Consider the following 18,699-nt stretch of genomic DNA (forward strand, 5'->3'; position numbering starts at 1 on the left):
CCCCTGCAACTCGCCATCGCAATCCGCGACGGCGTGACAACCATGATAGATCTAGTGCCGGGTTTGAGCTTCGATGAGTTGTGCCCACAGCGACGGACCACCCGCCGACTTGGCAATCGCCTCAAGGCGCGCCGCATGTTCGGCCAAGTCACTTTCACTTGCACGAATAATCCGGCCAGATGGACGGCTCGCTGACAAACGGCGAATTTCCGTGGCCTGGCTGTCAGAACTCTCACCCGACTCATGGCCATCAGACGCATTACCCGCCAGCGACAGGCTGGTTTGCCCACCGGTCATGGCTAGATAAACATCCGCCAGAATCTCGGAGTCGAGCAAGGCGCCGTGCAACTCACGGCCCGAGTTGTCTACACCATAGCGTTTGCACAAAGCATCCAGGCTATTGCGCTGCCCAGGGTGACGGCCACGCGCCATCATCAGGGTATCTAGAATGGTGCAGTGTTGGGTGATGTCAGCGCGATCGGTCTGCCCGATCAAGGCAAACTCGTTATTCAGAAAGCCGACGTCAAACGCGGCGTTATGAATGATTAGCTGAGCACCCGAGATGAAGTCGAAAAACTCGTCGGCGACTTCGCCAAAACGCGGTTTGCCGACCAGAAACTCATTGGTAATACCGTGGACGCCGATAGCACCTTCGTCACTTTCACGGTCAGGTTGCAGGTACACGTGAAAATGACGGCCGGTGAGGCGACGGCCCATTAATTCCACGCAACCAATCTCGATCACCCGATGACCATCGGTGACGGGCATACCGGTGGTTTCAGTATCGAGTACTACACTACGCATGTTTTTTGCCCCTCATTTCCTCGACCCCGCGATTGGCCAACTGGTCAGCACGTTCATTGCCATGATGGCCAATGTGCCCGCGCACCCATTGCCACTTCACCGTGTGGCGATTGACTTGTTCGTCCAGCTGCTTCCACAGGTCGGCATTTTTCACCGGCTCTTTGGCAGCGGTTTTCCACCCGCGCTTCTTCCAGTTGACCATCCACTCGGTGATGCCTTTCATCACGTACTGCGAGTCGGTGACCAGCAAGACTTCGCAGGGGCGCTTGAGCTCTTCAAGCCCGCGAATGGCCGCCATTAACTCCATGCGATTGTTGGTGGTGTCGGGCTCGCCGCCCCAGAGTTCTTTTTCAACGCCTTGATAGACCAGCAAAGCCCCCCAGCCACCCGGGCCAGGGTTACCCTTGCAGGCACCATCGGTGAACATTTCTACGCAATCGCTCATTGCCAACTATCCAGAAAGAACTGCCTCGGCCTGCCTATCAAGTCGTGATGGCAGCACCTGGGGCCGGGTTAACCCGACCCGGCATTCTAAATTAGGGTTCAATATCAGGTCGATTGACCTTGGCCATCTGCAGAGGGATCAGTTTGCCTTTTGGCTCTCGACGCAGTGGCTGGACGGGCCGCAAACCCACCACCATTTTGCGGGCGACCAATACATAGAAGCCACCACCGGCCAATTGCCAGCTACCGGCCTTGCGCTCCCAACCTGACAAGCGGCCTTGCCACGCCTTGGAAGCAAGCGGCGGACGATAGCATCCGAAGCGACGTTTCTCCAGCGCAAAGCCCAGCAGATTCAGCCAGTCGGCAACCCGCGACGGGGAAATGCACCGCGCCTTGCGCAGGGCATCTTTGGCAAAAACATGCCGCAGCCCCCAACTGCTCCAGGGGTTGATCCCCACAATCAACAAATGCCCACCGGGGCGGACGCTGCTGGCAGCTTCACGCAGCAGACCGTGAGGTGACAGACAAAAATCCAGACCGTGCTGCAACACCACCACATCGGCCGCGTGCTCGCATAAAGGCCAGGATTGCTCTTCACAAATGATTTCGACACCCGGTAAAGGCGCGCCCAGCCGCACATTTCGCTGCACTTGCGGGGCCTTGGGCGGCGTGTCGGCACCCGGACCGTAATGCACCAGATAGCCACCGAAATAGCGTCCAAGTTCGTCCTCAAGCACACGCTGCTCATCTTCCAGCAGCAACTGGCCAAGGGGACCAGACAGCCATTCGCGGGCCGAACTGATCAGTGCCAGCCACTCAGGGTCCGCCTGAGCCAATGGTTTATCGGTCATTGTTCCTCCACCTCGCCATCCACCGGTTACGCCTCTTCGTTCGGCTGGTGCTGCAACGCGGCTCGCATTGCAACACCAACAGCCCCTAAGATGCGCCATTGTCTCGCACTTGGGAATTGCACCATGTTACAGATCGACGCCCTGCCCGCCTTCAGCGACAACTACATATGGTTGTTACAGGATACGACCCAAAAACGCTGCGCCGTGGTCGATCCGGGTGACGCCGCCCCGGTTCTGAACTGGCTCAAGCACCATCCCGAGTGGGTACTCAGCGATATTCTGGTCACCCACCATCACCATGACCATGTGGGTGGCGTTGAGCAATTACACACCACCACAGGCGCTAAAGTCTGGGGCCCGGCGCTGGAAAACATTCCCGCGCGACAAGTGCCACTTAACGATAACGATGTGATCAACGTACTGGGAATTGAATTCAAAGTATTTCTGGTACCTGGGCATACCTTGGGTCATATCGCTTATTACCACGCTGATGTTTCAAAGCCACTATTGTTCAGCGGCGATACGTTGTTCGCGGCTGGTTGCGGCCGGTTATTTGAAGGTACTCCTGAACAAATGCATCACTCTTTAAGTCGGTTGGCAGCCTTGCCAGCGCACACTGAGGTGTATTGCACTCACGAATACACACAAAGCAACTTGCGCTTTGCCCAAGCGGTAGAGCCGAATAATCCGGATATTGCCGACCGAGTTGCACAAGTTGCGGCCTGGCGTGACGCAGGCAAAATCAGTTTGCCATCAAGTATTGCGCTTGAATTGCGCACTAATCCGTTTCTGCGGGTTAACGAAATATCTGTTAAAGAAAAAGCTGACGAATGGAACAAGCGTGACAATGACTCGCCCAGCGCGGTCTTTGCCAGCTTGCGTAGCTGGAAAGACAAGTTTTAATCAGCGTCGCGGTTGCCATTAAAATTCTGAATGGTTGACCGCGCCCCACCTGCTTTCTAGAATCGCCCGACATTTTTGCCCGAAACTATCTTTAACCAATGTCGTCATTTAAATCTAACTCCATCAGTTCAGACGCATTGACGCGCTTGGCTAAAGCGATCGCGGTGGTTGTGTCCGCCACTTTGGCGGGATGCCAGAGCTTCGATCATTCGACCCAAACGGTCGATCGGCCCACTCTCAAACTGACCAAACGCATTCCTCAAGAGCCGCTCTGGCTCAAGGAAAAGCCTGGTCCGACCGCCCCCAAAGACGTCTGGGAACGCATGCGCCAAGGCTTCCAGCTACAAGAAGGCCTGGGCGTCAACCCGCGTATCGAACAGCAGCGGTTATGGTTTGCCAGCAACCCGTCTTTTCTTGAAGGCGCCGGCGAACGCGGCAGCTTGTACATTCATTACATCGTCGAACGCCTCGAAGAACGCAACATGCCACTCGAACTGGCTTTATTGCCGGTAATCGAAAGCTCCTACAACCCGATGGCGTATTCCCACGCCAATGCGGTGGGGCTTTGGCAGTTCATCCCGTCCACGGGCCGTTATTTCAATCTGCGCCAAACCCGCGCCTACGATGGCCGTCGCGACATTACCGCCTCGACCCTCGCAGCCATGAACTACCTGACGCGCCTGCATGACATGTTCAACGGTGACTGGCTGCTGGCACTGGCCGCTTATAACGCAGGTGAAGGCACGGTCAGCCGGGCAATTGAACGCAACGAAAAACTCGGCTTGCCGACCGACTACTGGAACCTGCCTTTGCCGCAGGAAACCAAAGACTATGTGCCCAAGCTGCTGGCCCTGTCGCAGGTGGTGCTGACCCCCGAAGCCTATGGCATCAACCTCAACCCGATTGCCAACGAACCGTACTTCGAGATGGTCGAGATCAAGCAGTCCATGGACCTGTCCCGCGTGGCAGCCCTGGCCGAGATCGACGAAGACGAAATGTTTCAGTTGAACCCCGCCTACAAGCAGCGCGCCACCACTGATGGCCCGCAACACTTGCTGGTGCCAACGTCCAAAGCCCAGTTGTTGACCGCCAGCCTGTCGAACCTCAAGCCTGAAGAGCTGGTGAGCCTGCGCCCCAAAAAGGCCGTTTTCGACACCGTTGCCAGCAACCCACCGGCCCGACCAACCCGCCAATACCGGGTTAAACGCGGTGACAACCTGACACTGATCGCCAAAGCCAATAAAGTTGATGTCAAAGACTTGCAGCGCTGGAACAAACTCAGCGGGCATAACCTGAAAGCGGGCCAGACGCTGGTCATGCAGGACACCCGCAGGCCTGCTGCTAAAAAAGCCACAACTTACACCGTTAAAAAAGGCGACTCGTTATACATTGTTGCCAAGCGTTTCAATGTTGAAATGCAGCATCTTAAGCGCTGGAATCCAAATTCAGCCAAGGCCCTCAAGCCCGGTCAAGTCCTGACGGTCTACAAGCCGCACTGATTCGGTTCGCACGTTCATGCGGGCAAGCATACTCCTACTAAATTGCAGGAAGTTGCTTGCCCGCAGTGCTTTCTGGCGTGGCCTTTTTCCTACAGATACAAGCTGTTACTGTACGGAAACCTTCAGCCCAATGCCCGGATCGAATACCTGACTTAATGCGTCCCCTTCTGTTAGTTCTTATCAATCTGGCCTTGAGCTTTCCGGCGAGTGCGACCCTGAGTGAAAGCCACGGTTATGCACAGTTCGGTACTCTCAAATACCCGGCAACGTTTACTCATTTCGATTGGGTAAATCCCGACGCGCCTAAAGGCGGGACGTTACGGGTCATGGCATTTGGCACGTTTGACACGCTCAACCCTTATTCCTTCAAGGGCACCAGCCCGGTTTCGACTGCAAACTTCTTGCAATACGGGGTCAACGAACTCAACGAGACATTAATGGCCGGTACTGGCCAATATGCCCCTTCCGGTGACGAACCTACGTCCAGTTATGGCTTGATTGCACAATCAGTCGAATACAACGAAGACCGCAGTTGGGTGGTGTTTAACCTGCGACCCGAAGCGCGTTTTCATGACGGCAAACCTATCACTGCTTACGACGTAGCGTTTTCTTACAACTTGCTGCTAAAAGAAGGCCATCCTCAATACCGGACCAACCTTCAAGAAGTTCAGCGCGTCGACATCTTGGGACCCAAGCGCATCCGTTTTGTGTTTAAACGTGCGGGCAATCCGTTATTGATTCTGCGGCTGGGTGAATTGCCGGTTTTGCCACAGCATTACTGGGCGAAACGGGACTTTAAAGCGACAACGTTCGAGCCACCGCTGGGCAGCGGGCCTTATCGCATCACCAAGGTGACGCCAGGCCGGCAGTTAGTGTTTGAACATGTCAAAAACTGGTGGGGCGCCAACCTGCCGGTCAATCGCGGTAAATACAATTTCGACCGGATCGAAGTGGAGTTTTACCGTGACAGCAACGTTGCCTTCGAAGCGTTCAAGGCGGGCGAATTCGACATTTATATCGAACACCAGGCCAAGAACTGGGCCAATGCCTACCGGTTTCCGGCTGTACGCCGTGGCGATGTGATCAAGGCTGAAATCACCCATCAGATCCCGACCCAGACACAAGGCCTGTTTATGAACAGCCGCCGCAGCACTTTCGCGCAAGCTAATGTTCGCGAAGCGCTGGGGCAAATGTTCGACTTCGAATGGACCAACCGCGCCTTATTCAATGGCTCATATCAACGGGCCGAAAGCTACTACCCCAACAGTGAGTTCTCGGCCAGCGGCATCCCACAGGGCCATGAATGGCTGATGCTCTCCCCTTGGCGCAGCCAGCTGCCACCCGAGCTGTTCAGCCAGGCCTTCAGCCTGCCGAAAACTGATGGCCGCGGCATCCCCCGCGAGACCATGCGCCATGCTCTGGATTTGTTGGCCCAAGGTGGCTGGAAATTGTCCGGGCAACGCTTGCTCAATAGCGAAGGCAAACCGCTGACGTTCGAGATATTGCTGGTCAATCCGAACCTCGAACGCATTTTGCAACCTTATGTCGAGAACCTCGCCAGCATCGGTATCGAAGCGCGGCTGCGCACTGTCGACCGCGCGCAATACAAACAGCGGCTGGACCAATTCGATTTCGACATGATCCTGATGACACTCGATCAGACCTTGAGCCCAGGGCTTGAACAGTGGCAGTACTTCCACTCCAGCCAGGCCAACGTCAAGGGCAGCAAGAACTTTGCAGGGGTTGCCAGCCCGATCGTCGATCAATTGCTGGAAAAACTCCTGGCCGCACAGAACCGCGAAGAACAACTGGCTGCTGGCCGGGCGCTGGATCGCGTTTTACTCTGGCAGCACTACATGATTCCCAACTGGTATCTGAATTATCACCGCCTGGCGTACCGCAACCGGTTCGCCTTTGTGACGACGCCGCCTTACACGCTGGGCCTTAGCGCATGGTGGCTCAAGCCTACGGAGAAAACCCGATGATGCCTTTGCGTACCTGGCTAAAACCGCTGGCCGGCCTGTTGCTGGCCAGTGCGACCTGTGCGGCATTGGCCGCTCCACAACATGCGTTGACGCTTTACGATGAGCCGCCGAAATACCCGGCTGACTTCAAACATGTCGATTACGTGAACCCGGATGCCCCCAAGGGCGGCACCTTTCGCAAATCAACCACCGGCAGCTTTGACAGCCTCAACCCGTTTATCAACAAGGGCGTACCGGCCGAAGGGATTGAAATGACCTTCGACACCCTGACCCGCCAGACGCTGGACGAACCGTTTACCTCCTACGGTTTAATCGCGCAAAAGATGGAAAAGGCGCCGGATAACAGCTGGGTACGTTTTTACCTGCGCCCCGAAGCCAAGTTCAACGATGGCCACCCGATCCGCGCCGAAGACGTGGTGTTTACCTTCGACACACTGATGAAGAACGGCTCGCCGCTGTACAAGGGCTATTACAGCGATGTCGACCAGGCCATTGCCGAGAACCCGTTGCAGGTGAAGTTCACCTTCAAGCACAACAAAAACCGCGAACTGCCGTTGATTCTGGGGCAACTGCCCGTCCTGCCCAAGCATTGGTGGGAAACCCGAGACTTCGGTAAAGGCAACCTTGAAATCCCTGTCGGCAGCGGCCCCTACACCATTACCGATATCAAACCCGGGCGTTCCATCCGCTACGAGCGCAACAAGGATTACTGGGGCAAAGACCTGCCAATCAACAAGGGCCTGTACAACTTCGATGCGATTACCGTGGACTACTTCCGCGACAACAGCGTGGCATTCGAAGCCCTCAAGGCCGGGCAGTTTGATTACTGGTTCGAAATCAGCGCCAAGAACTGGGCGAGTGCCTACAACGCGCCCGCCTTCACCCAGGGCCGCTTGAAAAAAGAAGAAATTCGCAACCATAACCCGACCGGCATGCAGGGGTTTATCTTCAACCTGCGCAAACCCATGTTTCAGGATGTACGGGTACGCGAAGCTCTGAGCCTGCTATTTGACTTCGAATGGGCCAACAAGCAATTGTTCAGCGGCGCCTATTCACGCACTGGCAGTTATTTTGAGAACTCGGAAATGGCCGCCAAGGAGCTTCCGAGCGCAGAAGAGCTGGCTATTTTAGAACCCTTGCGCGGCCAGATACCGGACAAGGTCTTCACCGAGGTCTTCAAACCCAACGTCACCGACGCCAGCGGCATGATTCGCGACCAACAGCGCCGCGCCTATCAACTGCTGCAAGACGCTGGCTGGCGTATCGTCGATGACAAGATGGTCGACGCCCAGGGCAAGCCGGTAAAAATTGAGTTCTTGCTGGCGCAATCGGAATTCGAGCGCATTCTGCTGCCTTACAAACGCAACCTCAGCGATCTGGGTATCGACCTGCAAATTCGTCGGGTCGACACCTCGCAATACCTCAATCGCCTGCGCTCACGGGACTTCGACATGATTGTCGGCAGCTTCCCGCAGTCCAACTCGCCGGGCAGTGAGCAGCGTGAATACTGGGAATCGTCGAGCTACGACAAACCCGGTAGCCGTAATTTTATTGGCCTTAAAGACCCGGCCATCGATCAACTGACCGAAGACCTGATCCATGCCGATTCCCGGCAAAGCCTGATCAACCACGCCCGGGCGCTGGACCGCGTATTGCAATGGGGCTACTACGTCATCCCCAACTGGCACATCAAAACCTGGCGCGTTGCGTACTCGCACAACATTGGCCACCCGGCGGTGACCCCGCTGTATGACATCGGCACCGAGACGTGGTGGGCAAAACCTGATGCAGCACCCGTAACCCCGACCAAACCCACAAGCGAAAGCCTGGAGCCGTAAATGCTGGCGTATATATTCAGGCGACTGCTGCTAATCATTCCGACGCTGTTCGGCATTCTGCTGATTAACTTCGTCATTATTCAGGCCGCCCCCGGCGGCCCGGTTGACCAGATGATCGCCAAACTTGAAGGCTTCGACGGAGCAACCAGCCGTATCGCCGGAGGCGGCTCGGAAGTCTCGGTGGCTGGCTCCAGCTACCGGGGCGCGCAAGGCCTGGACCCGGCGCTGCTTGAAGAAATCGAGAAGATGTACGGTTTCGACAAGTCAGCGTCTGAACGCCTGTGGATCATGATCAAGAACTACGCCCAACTGGATTTCGGTGAGAGTTTTTTCCGGGATGCCAAGGTCATCGACCTGATCAAAGAAAAAATGCCGGTGTCCATTTCGCTGGGGTTGTGGAGCACGCTGATCATGTACCTGGTCTCGATCCCGCTGGGCATCGCCAAGGCCACGCGCCATGGCAGCCACTTTGACGTCTGGACCAGTTCGGCAATCATTATCGGTTACGCGATTCCGGCCTTTTTGTTTGCCATTCTGCTGATCGTGGTGTTCGCCGGGGGCAGTTATCTGGACTGGTTCCCATTGCGCGGGCTGACCTCCAACAACTTCGACGAGCTCAGCGTGGGCGGCAAGATCCTCGACTATTTCTGGCACTTGGCGCTGCCCATCACCGCGCTGGTCATCGGTAACTTTGCCACCATGACCTTGCTGACCAAAAACAGCTTTCTGGATGAGATCAACAAACAATACGTGGTCACGGCCAAGGCCAAGGGCTTGACCAATCACCGCGTGCTCTACGGGCACGTGTTTCGCAACGCCATGCTGCTGGTGATTGCCGGCTTTCCGTCGGCCTTCATCGGCATCTTCTTTACCGGTTCATTGCTGGTTGAAGTGATCTTCTCGCTGGACGGCCTCGGGTTGATGAGCTTTGAAGCTGCGATCAATCGCGATTACCCGGTGGTGTTTGGCACCCTGTTTATCTTCACGCTGGTCGGGCTGGTGGTGAAACTGATCGGCGACCTCTCATACACCCTGGTTGATCCGCGTATCGACTTTGAAAGCCGGGAGCATTGAGATGAAACTGTCCCCTCTCAATCGACGACGTTTCGAACGTTTCAAAGCCAACAAGCGTGGCTGGTGGTCTTTGTGGCTGTTTATCGTGCTGTTTGGGCTGAGCCTGGGCGCTGAACTGATCGCCAATGACAAACCACTAGTGGTCCACTACGACGGCGAATGGTATTTCCCGGCGCTCAAGCGCTATCCGGAAACCGACTTCGGCGGTGAGTTCCCGCTCGAGGCCAACTACAAAAGCCCGTATATCCGCGAACTGCTGGCCAAGAAAGACGCCCTGGTGGTGTGGCCACCGATCCCCTACAGCTATCAGAGCATTAACTACGACCTGAAAGTGCCAGCCCCCGCTCCGCCGTCTCTGGAAAACTGGCTGGGCACCGACGACCAAGGGCGCGATGTGCTGGCACGGGTGATTTATGGCTTCAGGATTTCAGTGCTGTTCGCCCTGACGTTGACCATTTTGAGCTCGATCATCGGCGTTATTGCAGGTGCGCTTCAGGGCTTCTATGGCGGCTGGGTCGATCTGGCAGGCCAGCGCTTCCTGGAGATCTGGTCCGGGCTACCGGTGCTGTACTTGCTGATTATTCTGGCGAGTTTTGTTCAGCCCAACTTCTGGTGGCTGCTGGGGATCATGCTGCTGTTCTCATGGATGAGCCTGGTGGATGTGGTGCGCGCCGAATTTTTGCGCGGGCGAAACCTGGAATATGTACGCGCCGCTCGCGCACTCGGCATGCAAGACATGGCCATCATGTACCGGCACATCCTGCCCAACGCCATGGTTTCGACCATGACCTTTATGCCGTTTATTTTGACCGGCGCCATTGGCACGCTCACCGCGCTGGACTTCCTGGGCTTTGGCCTGCCGCCGGGCGCGCCGTCGCTGGGCGAACTGGTCGCGCAGGGCAAATCCAACCTGCAAGCGCCGTGGCTGGGCATCAGCGCCTTTGCGGTGCTGGCCATCATGCTGAGCCTGCTGGTGTTTATCGGCGAGTCCGCTCGCGATGCCTTCGATCCGAGGAAATAAGATGACGCAGGACATTCTGATCGAAGTGCGTGATCTCGCCGTTGAGTTTGTCACCGGCGAGCAATCACACCGTGTTGTGCAAGGCATCAATTTCGATATCAAACGCGGCGAAACCCTGGCACTGGTTGGCGAAAGCGGCTCCGGCAAATCGGTGACCGCACACTCCATTCTGCGGCTGCTGCCCTACCCCATGGCGCGCCATCCACACGGCAGCATTGAGTATGCCGGGCAAGACCTGCTGCACCTGGATGAGAAAAAGCTGCGGCATATTCGCGGCAACCGCATTGCCATGATTTTTCAGGAGCCCATGACCTCGCTGAACCCGCTGCACAGCATTGAAAAACAAATCAATGAAGTGCTGGGCATTCACAAAGGCCTGACCGGCAAAGAGGCCACCCTGCGCACGCTGGAGCTGCTTGAGCTGGTGGGCATCCCCGAGCCACACAAACGCCTTAAAGCGCTGCCACACGAGCTGTCAGGTGGCCAGCGCCAGCGTGTCATGATCGCCATGGCCCTGGCCAATGAACCCGAACTGTTAATTGCCGACGAACCCACCACCGCACTGGACGTCACCGTTCAGTTGAAAATCCTCGAATTGCTCAAGGAATTACAGGCGCGTCTGGGCATGTCGCTGTTACTGATCAGTCACGATTTGAACCTGGTTCGACGAATTGCGCACAGAGTATGTGTCATGCAGCGCGGTTGCATCGTCGAACAAGCATCGTGTGAGCAATTGTTTCGTTCACCACAGCATCCGTACACCCGGGAACTGCTCAGCGCAGAGCCCAGCGGAGGCCCGGCTGACACGCTTGCCGGGGCGCCGTTGCTGGAAGTCGAGGACCTCAAAGTGTGGTTCCCGATCAAAAAAGGCTTGTTACGCAAGACCGTGGATTACGTCAAAGCGGTCGACGGGATTAACTTCACCCTGCCTCAAGGGCAGACCCTGGGGATTGTGGGAGAAAGCGGATCAGGAAAATCGACGCTGGGCCTGGCGATTTTGCGCCTGATTGGCAGCGAAGGATTGATCCGTTTTGAAGGCAAACGGTTAGACTGCATGTCACGCCAGGAAGTAAGACCCCTGCGCAGAGAAATGCAGGTGGTGTTTCAGGACCCGTTTGGCAGTCTCAGCCCACGCATGAGCGTCAGCGAGATCGTCGGTGAAGGCTTGCGCATTCACCGTATGGGCACACCTGAAGAGCAGGAAAAGGCAATTATTGAAGCCTTGCGAGAAGTAGGTCTGGATCCGGAAACCCGGCACCGCTACCCTCACGAGTTTTCTGGCGGGCAACGGCAACGAATCGCCATTGCCCGGGCACTGGTATTAAAACCGGCGTTGATTCTGCTGGACGAGCCAACCTCAGCGTTGGACCGCACAGTACAGCGCCAGGTAGTCGAGTTGTTACGCTCGCTGCAAACCAAGTACAACCTGACATATTTGTTTATCAGCCATGACCTGGCGGTAGTCAAAGCGCTGAGCCACCAACTGATGGTGGTCAAGCATGGCCAAGTGGTCGAACAGGGTGATGCGCAAAGTATCTTTGCCTCACCGCAACATCCATATACACAACAGCTGCTGGAAGCCGCCTTTTTGGCACCAGTGGCTGTCGATTAACCTGATAGAGGAACAACACATGGGTTTTCTCGCCGGTAAGCGCGTCCTGATCGTCGGTGTCGCCAGCAAATTGTCCATCGCTTCTGGCATTGCTGCCGCCATGCACCGTGAAGGCGCTGAACTTGCCTTCACTTATCAGAACGAAAAGCTTAAAGGCCGCGTTGAAGAGTTCGCCGCAGGCTGGGGCTCGGGCCCGGAACTGTGCTTCCCTTGCGACGTTGCCTGCGATGAAGAAATCGCCAAGGTTTTCGAAGACCTGAGCAAGAAGTGGGACGGCCTGGACTGCATCGTCCACTCCGTAGGTTTCGCCCCTGGCGACCAACTGGACGGTGACTTCACCGACGCCACCACCCGTGAAGGCTTCCGCATCGCTCACGACATCAGCGCCTACAGCTTCGTGGCCCTGGCCAAAGCTGGTCGCCCAATGATGAAAGGCCGCAATGGCAGCCTGCTGACCCTGTCCTACCTGGGTGCCGAGCGCACCATGCCTAACTACAACGTGATGGGCATGGCCAAAGCCAGCCTGGAAGCCGGTGTACGTTACCTGGCAGGCAGCCTGGGCCCAGAAGGCACTCGCGTAAACTGCGTGTCGGCCGGTCCGATCCGCACCTTGGCCGCTTCGGGCATCAAGAACTTCCGCAAAATGCTGGCAGCCAACGAAGCTCAAACCCCGCTGCGCCGTAACGTAACCATCGAAGAAGTCGGCAACGCCGGTGCCTTCCTGTGTTCCGACCTGGCCTCGGGCATCAGCGGCGAAATCATGTACGTAGACGGCGGCTTCAACACCACCGCTATGGGCAGCCTCGAAGAGTAATTGCTTCGGCGCAACCGCCAATAAAAACGCCCGGTGCAGAGTCTGCACCGGGCGTTTTTTGTTTTGGCTCACAGCCCGCGTCAGCTATCTGCCTCACCAGGCGCATGCTGCGCGGTAAATAGCCGCACGACGCTGGTCATGTTCTCTGCACCTAGCCCTTGCGCCATTGCCTGCTGAAACACCCCATGTGCCGCAGCGATGGTCGGTGCATCCCTGGAAATTCCGGCTTCATTCAACACGTATCCGAAGTCTTTCTCGATGAGTTCTACGGGAAACTGCGGGGCGAAGTTCTCTGCCAGCATCGTATTGGCAAGGTAAGTGGCAACCGGCGCCCAGACAGAAGTGCCTGCCATCGCCGCCAACACGTGCGAAGCATCGGCGCCACTGCGCTTAAGCATGCCGATGATCTCAGCCAAACCGGTTACTTGTATGCCTAACAAGGCATTGGTTGCGAGCTTGGTGAGCGCCCCATGCCCCAATGCACCGGTATGGTGGATACCAGAACCCAATGCACCCAACACAGGACGACAACGCTCAAGCACCTGTGTGTCCCCGCCGATCAGGTAGGTCAGCTGCCCTGTATCGGCCTGCAACCGGGATCCGGAGACCGGCGCCTCCAGCAGTGATACCCGTTGATGCTGCATCTGCGCACCCAGCATCTGTATCCAGCCCGACGTCAGGGTTGAACTCTCGATTGCGACAGTGCCGGGTGACATACCCGCGAGCGCCCCACGCTCAGGATCCAGCCATACGAAACGCGACACTTCATCGTCACGCAGCATAGCGATCACAAACTCGGCGCCTTGGCTGGCGTCCCTTGGCGACGCTGCCAGGGTGGCGCCCAAGTCAACCAACGGTTGCGCAGCCCGGCCCGTGCGGCTCCAGACCGTGACCTTGTGCCCGGCGGCGATCAGTCGAGCGGCCATCCGCGACCCCATCGCCCCCAGGCCCAGTACTGTAATGTTGCTCATGCTTTAACAACCTGCTTGATAAGTGTGTAGAGAAAACGAATAGCATCAAGACCTGCGGGCTTTGCGCTCGCGGCTGACAAACAGCACCGCAAGCCCGGCCAACGCGAAAGCTGCCGATACAAACGGTATGGGCAACGGGCCGGCCAGATTGATCAACAGCCCCCCAACCAGAGAGCCCAGCCCGATAGCAGCATTGAATACAGAGACGTTGATAGAGGTGGCGGCATCTGCAGCGCCTTCGATTTTAGATGTTTCTTTAAACACCAAGGTCTGCAGCAAGACGGGAAGCGCACCGTAGGCCGCGCCCCAGGCCGCCAGCGTGACAATGACCGCGGTGTGGCTAAGCGCAGCGGTATTCAGGCATGCCAGGCTCACGCCAAGCAGCACCGTCACTACTCCCAGACTGGCCCGTGGCGCTCGCGCGGCAAAGGGCCCGATGGCAAAGTTGGTGACCACGCCCGCAGCGCCGTAAACCAGCAGGAGCAAGCTGATCTGCGCGGCACACTGCCTGGCTACCTGCTCGAGGTACGGTGCAATGTAGGTGTAAGCCAGAAAGTTACCGGTCACGACAAAGGCGGTGATCCCAAATATCGCCAGCAAAGAACGACTCTTGAGCACAGACGACATGGCCCCGCGTTTGGCCGTTCGGGAAATACGCACAGCCGGGACAGACCAGACAATCAGCATGAACACGATCAGGCTCAGCACAGAGAGTGCCGCGAATACCGCGCGCCACCCATAGAGATCGCCCAGCATGGACCCCGCAGGAACGCCGAGCACGGCGGCCAGTGAAACGCCGCCGAACACGATAGACGTCGCGCGCACCGCATTGCGAGCAGCAACCAGGTGCACGGCGGTGACAACCGCGGTCGACCAGAACACACCAATGGCAGCGGCAACCAGAATTCGGCCGATGAACACAACGAAATAACCTGAGGCCAGAAAGGTAATCAGATTACCGATGCAACATACGGCCAGAAGACCCGACATCAGGGTTTTACGGTTGATGTGCCCCAACAGGCTGGTGAGAGGTGCGGCAGTGAGGGCCACCATGAAAGCAAAGATCGTGACCAGGTAGCCTGCAACGCCCAGCGAGACGTGCAGCCCTTGGGCCAGTGCCGGTAGAACACCGACCGGCATGAGTTCTGTGCTGACAAAAGAAAAGCACCCCAGGCTTAAAGCGAGCACGGCGCTTGCACTTCGCCCTTTAGAGACCCTCATCCCGTGGTGTTGCGACGCTGAAGGATCAGGGCTTGAATCTGTAACTATCGATTGCATCATTTCATCCCGAATGAATGGCGATGGGAAAGGCCAACACACCCGATGAATGTGGTGTGCTGAGCGAGAGCCAGTGTGGGATTTACTTCGCAGAAGTGCGATAGCATGAGAGTCACAACATCTATGCCCCGGAGTCATTAATGCGAACGTTCAGCCCCCAACTGCTTGAAGGCGTGGATGTCATGGCCGCAGTGGTCGACACACGAAGTTTTGGCGGCGCAGCCCAAGTGCTGGACATGTCCCAGTCCGGTGTCAGCAGAGCCGTCGCCCGACTGGAAACCCGATTGGGGATCCGGATTTTCGAACGCACCACACGATCAGTCAGGCTGACCGAAGAAGGTCGTCATTTTTACGAGCAGGTGATGCCTTTGATCGGCGCTCTGGCCGAGGTCACCAGCAGTGCCGCCGGTGACGCACAAATGGTCCAGGGTCGCCTGCGCATCAATGTCGACCCGCTATTTGCACGCTTCATCCTTGGGCCGCGACTGGGGCCTTTTCTGGACAGCTATCCGGACTTGGAACTGGACATGCGCAGCAAGGAAGATCTGGGAGATCTGGTGGCAGATGGCTTTGATCTGGCTCTGCGCTTTGGGCACCCTCTCCCATCGTCGCTTGTCGCCCGAAAACTGTTCGACACTCGGGTTTTGGCCATGGCATCCCCGGCCTACTTAGAGCGTTTTGGACATCCGACAGATCCACGTGAACTGGAACACACGCCTCACCGCTGCATTCTTTTCCGGGAACCTGTGACGGGAAAACCGTTTGCCTGGGAGTTTCACCAGCAGCGTAAACAATTGACCGTGAAGCCCCAGGGGCAACTCACGGTCAATGACCCAGGAACGGTCTACAGCGCCTGCCTGGCAGGCCTGGGCATTGCCCAGCTATTCGAACTGGGGATTGAGCAATACACCTCATCAAATCAGTTGGTGCAACTGTTCCCCGAATGGTCGGACCAGCAATTCCCGCTCTACGCCTACTACCCGTCACGCCATCACGTCCCGGCCAAAACTCGCGCCCTGCTCAGCTTTGTGATGAACCTGATCAAATAAGGTGTTTTGTCAGCGTTTGGACCGCAAAAAAAATGGCCGCTCAGTGAGCGGCCATTTTTAGTGAAGCGAAGCTGAGAGCTTAGTAGCGCTCAACCTTGGCTTCGTTTTCCAACTGCTTGCGGTAGGCAGCAAAGTCTTGCTGACCCGAACGCGACGCCAGGAAGCGACGGTAAGAAGCTTTCTCTTCGTCGGTTGGCTTCGCATCATCGTTTACGCCATTGAGGCGTAGCACGACCACGGTGCCATCAGCCAGGCTAACAGTGCTAAAGGTCGGCTTGTCCTTGGCTGCCGGCTTAGGCATGCGGAAGACCGCTTGCAGCACGACAGGATCAATACCGTCCTGACCACGGGTGACGGCTTCATCAACTTTCCACGACTGGCCGGCAACCGGCTGGTTCAACGCCAGCTTGCCATCGCGCAGATCTTTGATGATGCCTTCAGCCTTGGCTTTAGCAGCGCCAGCCGCCTGCTCTTTGACCAGGTGTGCATGAATGCTCGAGGCAACGGCTTCCAGAGGCAGTTGCTCTGGCTTACGGTGCTCTTTGACACGCAGAACCACAACGGTCTCAGGGTCAAGCTCAAGTGCGGTGCTGTTCGCGCCTTCATCCATCACTTCGGTGCTGAATGCGGCTTGAACCACAGCGCGGTTGGCAGCGATGCCTTCACCACCCTCACGACCAAACGGTGCCGAGGTGTGAACGGTCAGGTTCAGCTCTTGCGCCGGTTGGGCCAGATCGGATGCTTCGAAAGCCGAGTCTTCCAACTGCTTGGTTGCATCGACGAAGCGGCGCTCAACCTGCTGGGTTTTAAGATCACGGGTCAGTTTGTCTTTCAAGCTGGCAAAGCTCGGCACTTCTGGTGCCTCAACGCCCAACAGCTTTATCAAGTGGTAACCAAAACTGGTACGCACCGGCTCCGATACCTGATCTTTTTTCAACGCATAGACAGCCGTCTCAAAGGTTGGGTCGTAGACACCCGGGCCTGCAAAGCCAAGGTCACCGCCGTTGGCAGCCGAACCCGGGTCTTGGGAGAACTCTTTGGCCAGTGCTTCGAAGCTTTCGCCTTTTGCCAAGCGCTGTTGAATGTCTTCAATTTTGGCTTTGGCTTGCGCGTCGCTGACCTTGTCGTTGACTTCAATCAGGATGTGCGCAGCGCGGCGCTGTTCAGCCAGGTTGGCGATTTCTTTCTGATAAAGGGCTTGCAGCTCCTCATCTTTGACTGCCACCTGGTCGAAGAAGGCGGACTTCTTCAATTCGATGTAATCAATCACCACCTGATCAGGGGTCATGAACTCTTTGGCGTGCTCGTCGTAGTAAGCCTTAACCTCGTCATCGCTGACCTTCACCGCAGCTGGATCAGCCTTGATGTTCAGGGTGGCGAAATCACGGGTTTGCTTCTCAAGACGGGCAAACGCGTTCACTTCTTCGTCGGTCACGAAACCACTGCCTGCCAAACCGGCACGCAACTGACCAATCAGCATTTCCTGACCTAGCATTTCGCGAAATTGCAGTCGGCCGTAACCCAGTTGACGAATCACCTGGTCGAAACGTTCAGGGCTGAACTGGCCATTGTCCTGGAACTCTGGTGTTTGCAGGATTACCTGGTCCAAAGCCGCTTCCGAGAAGGAGAACTTGGCCTGGTTGGCGCCTTGCAGCAACAGCTTGCGGTCAATCAACCCTTTGAGGGCTGCATCGTGCAGCATTTTTTCGTCCAGCAATGCAGGGTCGAAATCCTTGCCCAGTTGTTGCATCAACTGACGACGTTGCATGTCGACAGCTTGGCTGAGCTCAACCTGAGTGATTTCTTCACCGTTTACTTTGGCCGCATCCTTGCTGTGAGAGGTGGCTTGAAAAATCGCATCGAAACCGGTCAACGCCATCAACGCGACGATGACACCGATGATGGTCTTGGCAATCCAGCCTTGTGAATTGTCCCTGATATTTTGCAGCATGCTTCCCCCAGAAACGGTCTTGCACAATGAGCAACCGTGGAGCGTGGGTAGAGTCCGGATAGAAGAAAGGCGCATCCGAGGATGCGCCTTCTCGTAACTGGCGGAGCGGACCGGGCTCGAACCCGCGACCCTCGGCGTAACACGTCAACATAACCATCGACGGTACTACCGCTCCGCTGCCAAGCCTGGCGTGCGCCTGACCCGGTTGGGTAAAAAGTGTTACAGAAACTTAGTTAACCGCTTCTTTCAGCGCTTTACCGGCTTTGAAGCCTGGTTTTTTAGCGGCAGGAATTTCCAGCGTTTTACCAGTCTGTGGGTTACGACCTGTGCGAGCAGGGCGATCGGTCACAGAGAAAGTACCGAAACCAACCAGTACCACAGAGTCGCCGGCCTTAAGAGCGCCAGTGACGGATTCGATTACTGCGTCCAGCGCACGGCCAGCTGCAGCTTTCGGGATATCAGCAGATGCAGCGATAGCATCAATCAGTTCCGACTTGTTCACTCTAAGTCCCCTTATATCTGTCTGAGTATGTTTCTAAAGTTTTTTGGTAAAGCTAAACGTTTGCCTGAGTATTACGGACACTTATAGAGCCGCTTTATAACAA

Annotated in this window: 16 protein-coding genes; 9 read left to right on the plus strand and 7 right to left on the minus strand. The window is 56.5% G+C overall.

The genetic code is table 11. The annotated features are described in order from the left end of the window. Nucleotides 1–51: 51 nt before the first annotated feature. The 3 genes from dnaQ to AAEZ03_RS02265 all read right to left on the minus strand — a co-directional run bounded on the left by dnaQ (nt 52) and on the right by AAEZ03_RS02265 (nt 2,099). Nucleotides 52–804 (minus strand): DNA polymerase III subunit epsilon, encoded by a 753-nt coding sequence (dnaQ, locus tag AAEZ03_RS02255; protein ID WP_123750087.1) that lies wholly within the window; start codon nt 802–804, stop codon nt 52–54. Further along, entirely contained in the window at nt 797–1,249 is a 453-nt protein-coding gene (gene rnhA, locus AAEZ03_RS02260; RefSeq protein ID WP_048373061.1) for a ribonuclease HI, read from the minus strand. The genes dnaQ and rnhA overlap by 8 nt, the downstream gene beginning before the upstream one ends. 91 nt (nt 1,250–1,340) lie before the next feature. After that, entirely contained in the window at nt 1,341–2,099 is a 759-nt protein-coding gene (locus AAEZ03_RS02265; RefSeq protein ID WP_048373059.1) for a methyltransferase domain-containing protein, read from the minus strand. A gap of 123 nt (nt 2,100–2,222) precedes the next feature. Here AAEZ03_RS02265 and gloB point away from each other — a divergent pair, with 123 nt between their 5' ends. The 8 genes from gloB to fabI all read left to right on the plus strand — a co-directional run bounded on the left by gloB (nt 2,223) and on the right by fabI (nt 12,845). Beyond that, nucleotides 2,223–3,002: a hydroxyacylglutathione hydrolase gene (gene gloB / locus AAEZ03_RS02270; RefSeq protein WP_153390515.1), complete on the plus strand. Its 780-nt coding sequence runs from the start codon at nt 2,223–2,225 to the stop codon at nt 3,000–3,002. A 98-nt stretch (nt 3,003–3,100) separates the two neighbouring features. Then, a complete protein-coding gene (locus AAEZ03_RS02275) occupies nt 3,101–4,501 on the plus strand; it encodes a LysM peptidoglycan-binding domain-containing protein (RefSeq protein ID WP_350575681.1) in 1,401 nt (466 codons plus the stop codon). A 155-nt stretch (nt 4,502–4,656) separates the two neighbouring features. After that, the gene (locus AAEZ03_RS02280) at nt 4,657–6,486 is read left to right on the plus strand and encodes an extracellular solute-binding protein (RefSeq protein WP_350575683.1); all 1,830 of its coding nucleotides are present in this window, start codon (nt 4,657–4,659) and stop codon (nt 6,484–6,486) included. Beyond that, entirely contained in the window at nt 6,483–8,324 is a 1,842-nt protein-coding gene (locus AAEZ03_RS02285; RefSeq protein ID WP_278940047.1) for an extracellular solute-binding protein, read from the plus strand. Before AAEZ03_RS02280 ends, AAEZ03_RS02285 begins: the two co-directional genes overlap by 4 nt. Next, nucleotides 8,325–9,398 (plus strand): microcin C ABC transporter permease YejB, encoded by a 1,074-nt coding sequence (locus AAEZ03_RS02290; protein ID WP_350575685.1) that lies wholly within the window; start codon nt 8,325–8,327, stop codon nt 9,396–9,398. Nucleotide 9,399: 1 nt separating this feature from the next. Then, on the plus strand, nt 9,400–10,419 hold the full coding sequence (locus AAEZ03_RS02295; RefSeq protein WP_048373045.1) for an ABC transporter permease: 1,020 nt from the start codon (nt 9,400–9,402) through the stop codon (nt 10,417–10,419). A 1-nt stretch (nt 10,420) separates the two neighbouring features. Further along, complete coding sequence (locus AAEZ03_RS02300; RefSeq protein WP_350575688.1) at nt 10,421–12,031, plus strand: ABC transporter ATP-binding protein; 1,611 nt, start codon at nt 10,421–10,423, stop codon at nt 12,029–12,031. Nucleotides 12,032–12,050: 19 nt separating this feature from the next. Then, nucleotides 12,051–12,845 (plus strand): enoyl-ACP reductase FabI, encoded by a 795-nt coding sequence (gene fabI, locus AAEZ03_RS02305; protein WP_350575691.1) that lies wholly within the window; start codon nt 12,051–12,053, stop codon nt 12,843–12,845. 80 nt (nt 12,846–12,925) lie between these two features. Here fabI and AAEZ03_RS02310 read toward each other — a convergent pair whose 3' ends face one another. Together AAEZ03_RS02310 and AAEZ03_RS02315 are read right to left on the minus strand one after the other, a co-directional pair. Next, entirely contained in the window at nt 12,926–13,816 is an 891-nt protein-coding gene (locus tag AAEZ03_RS02310) for an NAD(P)-dependent oxidoreductase (protein WP_350575693.1), read from the minus strand. A gap of 45 nt (nt 13,817–13,861) precedes the next feature. After that, nucleotides 13,862–15,004, minus strand: coding sequence for an MFS transporter (locus AAEZ03_RS02315; RefSeq protein ID WP_350575695.1), 1,143 nt, complete (start codon nt 15,002–15,004; stop codon nt 13,862–13,864). Nucleotides 15,005–15,234: 230 nt separating this feature from the next. Between AAEZ03_RS02315 and AAEZ03_RS02320 the strand changes: the two genes are divergently transcribed. After that, a complete protein-coding gene (locus tag AAEZ03_RS02320) occupies nt 15,235–16,143 on the plus strand; it encodes a LysR family transcriptional regulator (RefSeq protein ID WP_350575697.1) in 909 nt (302 codons plus the stop codon). A 79-nt stretch (nt 16,144–16,222) separates the two neighbouring features. Here AAEZ03_RS02320 and AAEZ03_RS02325 read toward each other — a convergent pair whose 3' ends face one another. Further along, nucleotides 16,223–18,094 (minus strand): SurA N-terminal domain-containing protein, encoded by a 1,872-nt coding sequence (locus AAEZ03_RS02325; RefSeq protein WP_262126584.1) that lies wholly within the window; start codon nt 18,092–18,094, stop codon nt 16,223–16,225. Nucleotides 18,095–18,323: 229 nt separating this feature from the next. After that, on the minus strand, nt 18,324–18,596 hold the full coding sequence (locus AAEZ03_RS02330) for an HU family DNA-binding protein (RefSeq protein WP_003183171.1): 273 nt from the start codon (nt 18,594–18,596) through the stop codon (nt 18,324–18,326). Between the last annotated feature and the right edge of the window lie 103 nt (nt 18,597–18,699).

The organism is Pseudomonas sp. HY2-MNA-CIBAN-0224, from assembly GCF_040310285.1.
Taxonomy (GTDB): domain Bacteria; phylum Pseudomonadota; class Gammaproteobacteria; order Pseudomonadales; family Pseudomonadaceae; genus Aquipseudomonas; species Aquipseudomonas helleri.

What these genes read in the sequence shown, in the direction of transcription:
- dnaQ (WP_123750087.1), bottom strand. Translation starts at nt 804, where the DNA reads ATGCGTAGTGTAGTACTCGATACTGAAACCACCGGTATGCCCGTCACC.
- rnhA (WP_048373061.1), bottom strand. Translation starts at nt 1,249, where the DNA reads ATGAGCGATTGCGTAGAAATGTTCACCGATGGTGCCTGCAAGGGTAAC.
- AAEZ03_RS02265 (WP_048373059.1), bottom strand. Translation starts at nt 2,099, where the DNA reads ATGACCGATAAACCATTGGCTCAGGCGGACCCTGAGTGGCTGGCACTG.
- gloB (WP_153390515.1), top strand. Translation starts at nt 2,223, where the DNA reads ATGTTACAGATCGACGCCCTGCCCGCCTTCAGCGACAACTACATATGG.
- AAEZ03_RS02275 (WP_350575681.1), top strand. Translation starts at nt 3,101, where the DNA reads ATGTCGTCATTTAAATCTAACTCCATCAGTTCAGACGCATTGACGCGC.
- AAEZ03_RS02280 (WP_350575683.1), top strand. Translation starts at nt 4,657, where the DNA reads ATGCGTCCCCTTCTGTTAGTTCTTATCAATCTGGCCTTGAGCTTTCCG.
- AAEZ03_RS02285 (WP_278940047.1), top strand. Translation starts at nt 6,483, where the DNA reads ATGATGCCTTTGCGTACCTGGCTAAAACCGCTGGCCGGCCTGTTGCTG.
- AAEZ03_RS02290 (WP_350575685.1), top strand. Translation starts at nt 8,325, where the DNA reads ATGCTGGCGTATATATTCAGGCGACTGCTGCTAATCATTCCGACGCTG.
- AAEZ03_RS02295 (WP_048373045.1), top strand. Translation starts at nt 9,400, where the DNA reads ATGAAACTGTCCCCTCTCAATCGACGACGTTTCGAACGTTTCAAAGCC.
- AAEZ03_RS02300 (WP_350575688.1), top strand. Translation starts at nt 10,421, where the DNA reads ATGACGCAGGACATTCTGATCGAAGTGCGTGATCTCGCCGTTGAGTTT.
- fabI (WP_350575691.1), top strand. Translation starts at nt 12,051, where the DNA reads ATGGGTTTTCTCGCCGGTAAGCGCGTCCTGATCGTCGGTGTCGCCAGC.
- AAEZ03_RS02310 (WP_350575693.1), bottom strand. Translation starts at nt 13,816, where the DNA reads ATGAGCAACATTACAGTACTGGGCCTGGGGGCGATGGGGTCGCGGATG.
- AAEZ03_RS02320 (WP_350575697.1), top strand. Translation starts at nt 15,235, where the DNA reads ATGCGAACGTTCAGCCCCCAACTGCTTGAAGGCGTGGATGTCATGGCC.
- AAEZ03_RS02325 (WP_262126584.1), bottom strand. Translation starts at nt 18,094, where the DNA reads ATGCTGCAAAATATCAGGGACAATTCACAAGGCTGGATTGCCAAGACC.